At 53.1% G+C, this 11,263-nt stretch carries 10 protein-coding genes; 3 read left to right on the top strand and 7 right to left on the bottom strand.

Annotated elements, in window-relative coordinates:
- A partial coding sequence (locus EAH77_RS18440; RefSeq protein WP_194150507.1) for a transposase domain-containing protein occupies positions 1–214 on the bottom strand: 214 nt, incomplete at its 3' end.
- A 103-nt stretch (positions 215–317) separates the two neighbouring features.
- Positions 318–1,529 (bottom strand): MFS transporter, encoded by a 1,212-nt coding sequence (locus EAH77_RS18435; protein ID WP_140474275.1) that lies wholly within the window; start codon positions 1,527–1,529, stop codon positions 318–320.
- 437 nt (positions 1,530–1,966) lie between these two features.
- Between EAH77_RS18435 and EAH77_RS18430 the strand changes: the two genes are divergently transcribed.
- A complete protein-coding gene (locus tag EAH77_RS18430) occupies positions 1,967–2,542 on the top strand; it encodes a hypothetical protein (protein ID WP_140474274.1) in 576 nt (191 codons plus the stop codon).
- Between the two features lie 110 nt (positions 2,543–2,652).
- Here the strand turns inward: EAH77_RS18430 and EAH77_RS18425 are convergent, their stop codons facing one another.
- Complete coding sequence (locus tag EAH77_RS18425) at positions 2,653–3,354, bottom strand: TetR/AcrR family transcriptional regulator (RefSeq protein ID WP_140474273.1); 702 nt, start codon at positions 3,352–3,354, stop codon at positions 2,653–2,655.
- 84 nt (positions 3,355–3,438) lie between these two features.
- Here EAH77_RS18425 and EAH77_RS18420 point away from each other — a divergent pair, with 84 nt between their 5' ends.
- Positions 3,439–4,938: an MDR family MFS transporter gene (locus EAH77_RS18420; RefSeq protein ID WP_140474272.1), complete on the top strand. Its 1,500-nt coding sequence runs from the start codon at positions 3,439–3,441 to the stop codon at positions 4,936–4,938.
- Positions 4,939–5,594: 656 nt separating this feature from the next.
- On the opposite strand, the gene EAH77_RS18415 is transcribed toward EAH77_RS18420, so the two are convergent.
- The gene (locus tag EAH77_RS18415) at positions 5,595–6,407 is read right to left on the bottom strand and encodes a Cof-type HAD-IIB family hydrolase (protein ID WP_140474271.1); all 813 of its coding nucleotides are present in this window, start codon (positions 6,405–6,407) and stop codon (positions 5,595–5,597) included.
- Positions 6,408–6,575: 168 nt separating this feature from the next.
- Here EAH77_RS18415 and EAH77_RS18410 point away from each other — a divergent pair, with 168 nt between their 5' ends.
- Positions 6,576–8,423 carry an ABC transporter ATP-binding protein gene (locus tag EAH77_RS18410; protein WP_140474270.1) on the top strand — a complete coding sequence of 616 codons (1,848 nt, stop codon included), beginning with the start codon at positions 6,576–6,578 and terminating at the stop codon, positions 8,421–8,423.
- Here EAH77_RS18410 and EAH77_RS18405 read toward each other — a convergent pair.
- From EAH77_RS18405 to EAH77_RS18395, 3 genes are all read right to left on the bottom strand, one after another.
- Positions 8,420–9,547 (bottom strand): GNAT family N-acetyltransferase, encoded by a 1,128-nt coding sequence (locus EAH77_RS18405; protein ID WP_140474269.1) that lies wholly within the window; start codon positions 9,545–9,547, stop codon positions 8,420–8,422. The two genes, EAH77_RS18410 and EAH77_RS18405, sit on opposite strands and share 4 nt — an antisense overlap.
- A gap of 81 nt (positions 9,548–9,628) precedes the next feature.
- On the bottom strand, positions 9,629–9,934 hold the full coding sequence (locus tag EAH77_RS18400; RefSeq protein WP_140474268.1) for a hypothetical protein: 306 nt from the start codon (positions 9,932–9,934) through the stop codon (positions 9,629–9,631).
- A 17-nt stretch (positions 9,935–9,951) separates the two neighbouring features.
- The gene (locus EAH77_RS18395; RefSeq protein WP_140474267.1) at positions 9,952–11,217 is read right to left on the bottom strand and encodes a PTS sugar transporter subunit IIC; all 1,266 of its coding nucleotides are present in this window, start codon (positions 11,215–11,217) and stop codon (positions 9,952–9,954) included.
- Positions 11,218–11,263: the final 46 nt, after the last annotated feature.

Genomic DNA, 11,263 nt, shown 5'->3' with positions numbered 1-11,263 from the left:
GATGGCAGACATCTTTGATGGATAAATCACGCAACAACCCCATCATCAGGATGAGCCATACAGCCTGCTCAGCAGGCAGACGACGCCTGCGAATACTGGCCTTCTGGCAGGCAGTCAGGGCCTGGTGGATCCAGAGAGGGTCAAGTGAACGTGAAAAGGCATCGATCTCAGAGGAGAAAGCATCAACAACAAAATCCATGTCATCTTCAGACATAAAAAATCCGGGAACAGAAGGCTGTTCCCGGATTGTCTCTTACTGGCAGGATCGTTCAAGTACTCTTAAACGATCGGCATTACATCCTCAGGGTGCGCCTTTTTTATTGTGCCTGTACCGCCCTCTGCGTCGCCAGCCTGTGCCCAAGCCAGAAGAACACCAGACCACCGACGGCGGCGGCGATCAGCGCGATAAACATCACCGGTGGGGCGGTGTAGCTGAGCAGGAAACCGCACAGCACCGGGTTGATGGCGCCGCCGAGGTTGCTCAGGTTCTGCATACCGTAATAACTGCCTTTCATGTTTTCCGGGGCAATAAAGTCGATAAACATATATTCCACCGGAATGACGATCAGCTCGCCGAAGGTGAAAATTGCCATCGCGATGATCCAAAACAGCATCGATTGTCCGGCGGTCATAAATCCGATCAGCCCGATGATGAAGAAGAGTGTGCCGAGTAACAGCCATTTGAGCAGGGTGTTTTGTTTCATCCGACTGCTTAAAACGTACTGGAAGGCGATAACAATCACGGCGTTGGTGATCATCACTGCGCCGATAATTTTGTACGCAAAGGCAGCATTCGAAACAAGGATCAGGTATTGCGACAGATAACCGGCGAACTGGCCGAATACGACCGATCCCAGTGTGCTGCCCAGCGTGAAATAGATCAGGCGGCGGTCGTGGGCCAGGATGCTCAGCGTCTGGCGCAGATTGGGCTTAGGCAGCGGTTTTTGTTCCTGCTCTGTCTGCGGCGGCGTATGAGGAATATTGCGCAGACCCCAGGCCAGGGAGAGTACCGTGCCGAACGCCAGTATGGCGGAAATCACAAACGGCAGAACCGGGCTGTACCCTGCCAGCCATACGCCAAGCGATGAACCTACAGCCCAGCCGACGTTCACCAACGTGTAGTTCATCGAAAAGGCTTTCACCCGTTTCGCGACCGGCAACCAGCTGGCGATGCAGGCTTTGAGCGTAATACTCAGCAGCGCATAAGACGCATTGAGCAGGGCTAAAACCAACAACACGCCGGTGACGTTGGGCAGTATTGGCAGCAGTAAAAAACTCAGGCCGAATGTGCTGATCGATACGGTGATCAATGTGCGGTGATTGAATTTATCCACCAGATAGCCGCCGTACAGGCTGCTAAGAATGCCGATCGCCAGGCTCGCTCCGAGAATAATCCCGACGCTTTTCGGCAGCAGATGATAGTGCTCCGTCAGATAAATCGTGATAAACGGCAGCGTGACACCGCGTCCGATAGTAAGTACTAACGAACTGGTGAGCAATGCGAGGATCAGTGGCGGCATTCCCTTCATTTTTACAACCACTCCTTAATTCACAGCAACAATTTCGTTACATGATAATAGAGTCCGCGCAGTATTTTTCGATACAAAAATGAGGAATTAAAGTGAGTTACGCGGAGATCCCCCGCGCAGATACGTATTCAATCCAGGGTTTGTGCGGTGCCACGCCTGAGGCCATCGGAAAGCACATCAAGCTGAACAGGAGGTTAAACAGCGACGCGGGGTGATAAAATAACTGATGTCACATTTTTTCTCGTAGACTGTGACGGTTTAACTCATGCCACGTACAACCTATTACGAATTGTTTATTTCATTAACAACAAATCAAATATATTAAATAAATTTAATCTATTTAAGGTCTATAAGTTAATTTATTTTCTGTTTAGACTATTTGAAATTAAATGTCACGTTTCATATTGATGTGGAATATAACTGCATGGAATTCATAAGTGAACTGTATATATAATGTAATAGATGTTGAGGATTTTAAAGTTGCTAAATCAGGGCAGTGGTTCATTGGTATTTTTTGCACTCACCCTCGAGGGGTTTTTATTTCCCCGGTCAATATTTTTGAAACAAGAGGCTGCAAACTCGATGCTGATATTATAAACAACTGTTCGAGCCGAGGGATGAATCGCTATGCTTCGGGTGCGCCGGGAGAGCGTCAGGGAACGATGGCACCGTTTAAAACCTACAAAGAAGGTAATTGGTTAGCCAACAGAATTGTCGGCATGACACATCATTCTGCTGTAATGCATAAAAATAAGCTTCCTGAACCCTATTCTTACGGGTTTTCATTAATAAAAATAAATAATTCATTCGCGCAGATTAAATTTAGTTCAACGTCCTTAAATTCTAAGGAAGGGGGATATACATCGCATAGTTTTTCAAGGGGGACACATAGTAATAAAAAAGGATTCTTTCCGGGTACAGTGTTAATGCCGCGCAACGTACAGGAACTCCTCATTGTAGCCTTGAGATCATCACCGTTCTCAATTCCGCATATTGCCCGGTCTCAAGATTAGATTAAATGAGTAATAGATAAGAGATATAGAAGAGTAAACCAGATATAAGACCGCGGGCTTGGCTACTTATTCAGTGAAAGCCCGCAATATAAAAAATTAATTAGTAATCGTTATGGCTTGTGCGGCGCAACGCCGTGGAACAGCAAAACGGCGACGTGTTTGCGCAGGGCATCGGGGGTAATGAGTGAGGCCGCACCTTGCCGCATTTTCATGGAGGCGAGCGGGAACAGCGTCAGGCCAAACAGCGAGATAAACAGCAGCGCCGGATCGAGGTCGGGGTTAAGGCGGCCTTCGGCCTGCCATCTGGCGATCGAGTCATGCACGATTTTTCGATTTTTGTCGCCATTGCGTGCTTCCATGCGTTTTTTCAGCATCCCGCTTTCGCTGATCACTTCCCGCACCCACAGCGGGGCCACCCATGGATATTTAACGGCGGCATCAATCATGCACTGTGCCATGGAGGTGATGGCCATCAGCGGATCGTCGGCGTGGGTATCAAAAATGTCGGTGAAACCGGCGCGCACGGGCTGGAAACGCTCGTCGATCAGGACATCCAGCAGCTGTTCGCGGGTATTGAAATAGTAATGCAGCATGGCGGTGGTCACGCCGGCTTCTTTGGCGACCGCGCTCAGCGGTGTTTCAGCGATGCCGGATTGGGCAAAGAGTGTCAGGGCCGCATCCAGCAGCAGTTCGCGTTTATCCACGCCTTTTTTAACCCCGCTTGGGCGACCTGGCCGACGTGCGGGCATTGTTGCTTCGGTTTGAACTTTTTGTGCTGTCAGCGTCTTTTCTGAGATTTTTCTGTCTGTCATAAGTGGGGTGATCCATTGACCGAATGAATAAGTTGCTTCAATATTAATTATACAGTTAATTAATTACAAGCCAGATGACTCTTTATGACAACGATAAATTCGACGCAGGATGAAGTGACGGAGCCGAAACCGTCAATAAAACTGCTGTTCTCCGCACTGATGCTGGTCATGCTGTTGGCCGCGCTCGACCAGACCATCGTTTCCACCGCGCTGCCGACCATCGTCAGCGAGCTGGGCGGGCTGGATCAGCTTTCGTGGGTGGTGACCTCATATCTGCTGGCTTCCACCATTGTGGTGCCGCTGTACGGAAAGTTTGGTGATCTGCTGGGCCGTAAAATCGTGCTGCAAACGGCGATCGTGGTCTTCCTGCTCGGCTCGGTATTGTGCGGGCTGGCGCAGAACATGACCCAGCTGATCCTGATGCGTGCGCTGCAGGGGCTGGGCGGCGGCGGGCTGATGGTGGTGAGCATGGCCGCAGTCGGCGATGTGATTCTCCCGTCTGAACGCGGGAAATACCAGGGGCTGTTTGGCGGTGTGTTCGGTCTGGCGACGGTCATCGGGCCGCTGATCGGCGGCTTCCTGGTGGAGCATATGTCGTGGCACTGGATTTTCTACATCAACCTGCCGCTCGGTATTTTCGCGCTGCTGGTGATCGGCGTGGCGCTGAAATCGCAGAGCGCGCGTATTCGCCATGAGATCGACTTCCTCGGCGCGGGTTATCTGGCGGCGGCGCTGACTTGTATCATCCTGTTCACTACCGAAGGTGGCACGGTGTATGAATGGTCGGATCCGCAGCTGTGGTGCATTTTAGCGTTCGCCCTGGTGACGCTCGGTGGCTTTATCTATGAAGAGCGGCTTGCCGCCGAACCTATCATCCCGCTCAGCCTGTTTCGCGACCGGACTTTCCTGCTGAGCTGCGCCATCAGTTTTATTATCGGTATGTCGCTGATGGGCTCGATGACCTTCCTGCCGCTTTATTTGCAGGTGGTGAAAGGTTCAACGCCGTCGCAGGCCGGGATGCAGCTGCTGCCGCTGATGGGCGCGTTGCTGGTCAGCTCGATCATCAGCGGACGGTTGATCAGTCGCATCGGTCGTTACCGTATCTTCCCGATTATTGGCACGCTGTTGAGTTTTATCGGCATGGTGTTGCTGGGCTTTTTGAAGGTCAGCACGCCGCTGCATCTGTTGTATCTCTACATTAGCGTACTGGGTTTTGGTCTGGGCATGGTGATGCAGATACTGGTGCTGGCGGTACAAAACTCGGTGTCGATGAAGCAGATGGGCGTGGCGACCTCGGGCGTGACGCTGTTTCGTTCGATTGGTGGTTCGATCGGCGTGGCGATGTTTGGCGCAATTTTCACCCATGTTCTACGCAACCAGCTTCAGGCGCGGATCCCCGAGGGTACCGTACTTCCCCGTTCACTCGGCGCGCAGGCCGTTCAGCAATTGCCCCCGGCCATCCGGGATGATTATTTACAGGCCTTTGGCACAGCCCTGCACTCGGTGTACCAGATTGCGGCGGGGGTCATGGTATTGGCGTTTGTGCTTTCGCTGTTGCAGAAGGATTCGGTGCTGAAGAAATAGGGCTGCGGCCCGAACACGCTTTTTAAATTTAAATTCAAATTCAAATTCAAGGTCGTGGGCGTCGGCCCACACTGGTAAACCTTGGGTTGCCACCCAAACTGGCCTTAAGAGGCGCCTATCGCCGCGCCTCTTAAGAATCTCCGGCTCTTTTAAAAACAGCAGCTGCGCAAGTTGGGGTGGCCGTGTTTCAGGTATTTCCGTTATAGCCGCAAAATGTCAGCCCTGACGGGCTTCCCGGCTGCGGGTTCGAGCCAACGGTAAAGATGTTGTCTCTCCACCGACTTGCCGGTGACATTTTTGAACGCGGCCGAAGCTTCTTTCAATTCAAAATCAAAATCTGCGCGGTGTTTGTCTTTAAAAATGTTGAGGCCGCGTTCAAAACGACGTCGACGGAGAGGTGGAAAACCGCGCGTGTGTTTGCGCGGGTTGTAACCCGAACGGAGAGCACCGCGTAGCGGCGGAGTTTGCGGCTATAACAGCGATACCTGAAACACGGCCATTGTGACCAGCGCAGCTGCGGTGTTACAGCAGCAAAAAAACGCAGGATTCCAAAGGGTTTCGTTTAAAACCCTTTGGGCCAGTGTGGGCGGCGAGCCCACGGTCTTGACTTTGATTTTAAAAGCAGGTCTGGGCAGCCGCCCGCGAATCGCCATTCATCAATTAAACGGTTTGTCCCCCGCCAACACCTTGTCTATCACAGTTAGCACCCCTTCCTCATTATTCGACACCGTCCTGTAGCGCGCTGCCGCCGTCGCGACCGGCATGGCGTTCGCCATGGAGAAGCCGAAACCGGCCTGTTGCAGCATTTCGACGTCGTTGCCGCCGTCGCCGAACGTCACCACTTCACTGTCGTCGATACCCCAGAGATTCTGCAAGATGCGCAAACCGTTGGCTTTATGGCGGCCGGGGATGATCAGGTCGGCAGAACCATGACCGCTGGAGACCGGGGTGATGATATGGCCGAGGGCGTTATCGAGGGTGGTCATAAACTCCGCCAGATGCTGGTCGGAGATATTCAGAGCGAATTTGAAAATCGTGTCATCAATTTCATGATAACTTTCGATTTTCTGCAGACGGTGGTAAAAGCGATTCATCTTGAGGTAAAAATCTTCCGGCTGCGAAGACTGGATCCACGCGCTGTTTTTACCGCAAATCACGGTGCGTAACCCAGGTGTGTTGTCGAGGAACTCGAGGATTTTGCCGACGGATTCAGGGCTGATTTCAGCGACAGAAACATCCTGACCTTCATTGACGATATAGGCACCATTTTCGGCCACAAACGCGATTTCTGCGGCAATTTCCGGGAAGAAAGATTTCAACTGGTAGTACTGGTTTCCGCTGGCGACAACGAATTTAATTCCCTGTTTTTTTAACTGTGCGTACTGCGCTAAGAATTTATTCTTATTGTATTTCTTAGCATCATCCAGAAAAGTGCCATCCATATCGACTGCAATTAACTTTACTGACATAAGTCCCTCTCGTTGTGCTCAAAATGTTATCTTCATGATAAAAGCAATCGCATAAAGATCAAACAAAAAGGCCCGTAGTCCTCTACGCTTATAGGTTCTGCAAAGCCATTAAAAACCAGAAGATCAGGGCAGGACAGCTCTGACGATAAATAACTTAAGAGGTGTACCATGCTGTTTCGCCGTTTCGAGCGAATGATCGACATCTTCCGTGAGGCGCCGGGCGGGGAGCCGCCTGACAAGGTCTTTCCTTTCTATCTCTACTATCTGCGTCAGGTCTGGCCGAGTTTTGCCGTGTTGTTAGTGGTCGGGCTGGTGGCATCATTGATCGAAGTGTCGCTGTTCAGTTACCTCAGCCAGATCATCGACCTGACCAAAGACACACCGCCCGGCAGTTTTTTCTCCGATCATAGCGGGGAGCTTCTCTGGATGGCGGCCGTGGCGATGATCCTGCGGCCGGTGTTTTTCGGGCTGAACGATTTGCTGGTGCATCAGACCCTGACGCCGGGCATGACCAGCATGGTGCGCTGGCAAAACCACAAGTATGTGCTTAAACAGAGCCTGAATTTCTTCCAGAGTGATTTCGCCGGGCGAATTGCCCAGCGCATCATGCAAACCGGCAGCTCGCTGCGGGACTCGGCCGTGCAGATGGTGGACGCCATCTGGCATGTGGTGATTTACGCCGCCAGTGCGCTATTTTTGTTCGCCGAAGCCGACTGGCGGTTGATGATCCCGCTGATTGTCTGGATTTTCTGCTACGCGATTTGCCTGTGGTATTTCGTGCCAAGAGTGAAGCAGCGATCGGTTGAGTCCTCTGAAGCGCGTTCGAAACTGATGGGCTGTATTGTCGATGGATATACCAATATCTCCACGCTGAAATTGTTCGCGCATACCGATATGGAACAGAAGTATGCCCGCGAAGCCATCCTCGAACAGACGGTGAAAACTCAGTTGGCCGGTCGCCTGCTAACCGGTATGGCTTTTGCCATTACCACGCTGAACGGCTTGCTGATTGTCGCCAGTACCGGGCTGGCGCTGTGGTTGTGGACGCAGTCGCTGATCTCCGTCGGTGCGATTGCGCTGGCGACGGGCCTGGTCATCCGTATCGTGAATATGTCCGGCTGGATCATGTGGGTGGTGAACGGCATATTTGAAAATATCGGTACAGTTCAAGACGGCCTGCACACCATTGCGCAGCCGCTGACGGTCACGGATAAACCGCAGGCGAAGGCGCTGAAGGTGGAACGTGGGGCGATCCACTTCGATCACGTACAGTTTAATTATGGTAAACAGAACGACGGTAAAGGTGCGCCGGTGATCCCTCATCTGGATTTGGCCATTCGCCCTGGTGAGAAGATTGGTCTGATTGGTCCTTCCGGTGCGGGGAAATCGACGCTGGTGAACCTGCTGCTGCGCTTGTATGACATCGACGGCGGACGCATTTTAATTGATCAGCAGGATATCTCGCAGGTGACACAGGCGAGCCTGCGTGCGCAAATCGGCATGATCACCCAGGACACCTCGCTGCTGCACCGCTCGATTCGCGATAACCTTTTGTATGGCAGACCGGGCGCGACGGAAGAAGAGTTACAGCTGGCCATCCGTCAGGCGCGTGCCGACGAGTTTATTCCCCAACTGTATGATTCTTTAGGTCGAAGTGGGCTGGACGCGCACGTCGGCGAGCGCGGCGTGAAACTCTCCGGCGGCCAGCGTCAGCGAATCGCGATTGCGCGGGTATTACTGAAGAATGCGCCGATCCTGATCATGGATGAAGCCACGTCGGCGCTGGATTCTGAAGTCGAAGCGGCGATTCAGGAAAGCCTGGAAACGCTGATGGGCGGCAAAACGGTGATTGCCATCGCGCACCGTTTATCAACGATTGCCAAAATGGACCGTCTGGTCGTGCTGGAGAAAGGGCAGATTGTTGAGGTAGGGAATCACGCCGAACTGCTGGCACACGGCGGGCTTTATGCCCGTTTATGGCAGCATCAGACCGGCGGGTTTGTCGGGATGGATTAAGACGGGTCGTGCCGGTACGGCAGCATGTCACGGGCTTCCTGCGCCCAGCGCAGCACGCCGGCACGCTCTTCCACTAAGAAATTCGCTACGGCATCGCACAGACCCGGATGCCGTAAATAATGCCACGAGTCGGTGATCACCGGTTCGAAGCCGCGCAGCAGTTTATGTTCGCCCTGCGCTCCGGCGTCAAAACGCGACAGGCCATTTGCGATGGCGTAGTCCATACCCTGATAGAAACAGGTTTCGAAATGTAGCCGGTCGAACTCGGCCAGACAGCCCCAGTAGCGCCCGTAAAAGGTATCGCCATCCACCAGGCTGAAGGCCATGGCGACCGGTTGGGTGTTTAAGGTGGTCAGCACCAGCCGCAAATTTTCCGGCATACGCCCGGCCAGCAAACTGAAAAACGCCCGCGTCAGATAAGGCGCACGACCCCGGACCCGATAAGTGTTGGCGTAACAGGTGTAGACGAAATCCCACTGCGCTTCGCTGATCTGCGATCCCTCCAGCCATTCAAACTCAAAGCCTTGCGCCGCCACAGATTCGCGTTCTTTACGCATCTGCTTGCGCTTGCGTGAAGTCAGCGTATCGAGGAAATCCTGAAAGTCGCGGTAGCCTTTATTGTGCCAGTGATATTGCAGGCCGGTACGGTGCAGCCACGCCGGATTGCCGCTGAGCAGCGAGCTGTTTGCTGTATCGGTGAAGTTAATATGTGCACCGGAAAGATGATGCTGAGCGAGATAATCAGGCAGATTTGCCAGCAGTTCTGCGGCAGCGGCAGGTTCGCCAAGCAGGCGTGCACCGGTCACCGGGCTAAAGGGAACTGCGCCCAGCCACTTGGGATAATAACGAATTCCGGCCCGTTCGCTGGCTTCCGCCCAGCCCTGGTCAAACACATACTCACCAGCGGAATGCATTTTGCGATAGCCGGGGATCGCCGCCAGCACGTCGTCACCCTGTTGCCACAACAGATGCTCAGGTTGCCAGCCGGAGTGTGGCCCCAGACTGCCGCTCTCTTCGAGTGCAGAGAGAAAAGCATGACGCGCAAAAGGCTGCCCGGCGGGGACCATTGCGTCCCATTGAGCGGCAGGAATATCAGCAATGCGGCTGACTGTTTTTATCGGCATGAGGGTTCCGGTACAAAGTGAAAAGGCCAGCAACAATTCGTCACTGGCCTTTTTAGTATCAGTTTTACCGGCGTGATGCACTTAAAAACCGTAACGAATCGCATCCTTGCTTTTTTGCATCAGTGCATCAATTTTCTCTGAATAGATCTCCAGCCCCTGGCCGTCTCCGGCTTCTGAGCACTGGCGTCGGCGTGCATTGTACGCTTTCATCAGCTGCGCCTGAGCAAAACCGGGTTTACCGTAACAGGCCATACTTTGTTCCCAGCAGGCAATCGCGGCGTCCAAATCCTGCTGCTCCTGATACTGTGTTCCCAGCGCGTTGAGCACTTTGGCGCACTCTGCCGGCGGCAGGTTTTGCGCCACAATGGCGTCGATCTCTGCGTTCATATCAGCCTCCGTTGAACTCAGTGGAAGAAGTTAAGGAAATGACCAAACACCAGCCCGACGCTGATGACGTCAGAGTCGCTGAAGGTCACGTTGGAGAAACCGAATTTGCCAAGCAGCGGCAGCAGCAGCGCGGGGAGCAGGGTGATAAACAGGCCATGGAAGATGCCGCCGATGATGGCACCGCGCCGTCCGCCCACCGCATTTCCGAAGATCCCGGCGGTACCGCCCGCGAAGAAGTTAGTCAGCATGCCGGGCAGAATCATCGCCAGACCGATACTCGGGAACAGGAACATACCGATAATCGAACCGATGGTGGTGGAAATAAAGCCGATGATCACCGCGTTCGGCGCATAAGGGAACAGCACCGGGCAGTCGAGCGCCGGAATGGCATTCGGCACAATACGCAGGGCAATCCCGCGAAACGCCGGTACGATTTCCGCCAGCAACAGGCGCACACCGGCTAGCAGTACATACACCCCAACCACGAACTGCACCGATTGCAGGAACGAGTAAACCAGATAGTTAACGCTATTGGCGTAAGGCGCGACCACTTCCGGGCCTGCGGCGATGGCGGGGATCAAGTAAATCGGGATCATCACCACCATCATCGACAGATAGGTGTCCTGCAAAAAGGATAAAGCCTGCGGCAGTTCGAGGTCTTCGGTGCTTTTACTGACGTCACCGGTGACTTTCGCCACACCGGCCTGCACGATATAACCGATGGTGCAGAAATGGCCGAGCGCAAAATCATCTGAACCGGTAATTTTGCGCACAATCGGCTGTGCCAGTACCGGCATCGCCACCGCCATCACCCCGGCAATGACGCCGCCGGTAACAATCAGTTCGGTGCCGCGCAAACCGCCCATATAACCAATCACGGAGCAGACGGTGGCCATCCATAAAGAAGCCTGGCCGGTCAGGAAGATATATTTAAAGCGGGTAAAGCGGGCAATCAATATATTGACGACAAACGCCAGTACCATAATTAATGCGGTTTCACGTCCGAGCGTTTGCTGGGCGATACCGGCGATCGACCCGACGTCCGTCACGATGCCGCGCATGTGGAAACCTTTCTGGAATATTTCTCCCAGGAAAGTTAAGGCGTTAACAATAATACTGGCGCCGGAGAGTAAGACTAAAAACCCCAGCAGCGTTTTTAGTGTGCCGGTGATGATTTGCCCGGGGCTTTTTTTCAATGCGATCAGACCGATCATCGCAATCAGCGATATTAATATTGATGCCTGGCCTAATACATCATTAACAATAAAGTGAAGGAAAGACATAAGCGTCCCCTGTAGTAGAGATGTAGAGTTGTTCTATGGAAGTAGA

Origin of the sequence: Ewingella americana (assembly GCF_006438725.1) — a bacterium.
Lineage (GTDB): Bacteria > Pseudomonadota > Gammaproteobacteria > Enterobacterales > Enterobacteriaceae > Ewingella > Ewingella americana_A.
Note: the sequence above shows the minus strand (reverse complement) of the source record. Positions and strands in the feature narration are given on the sequence as shown.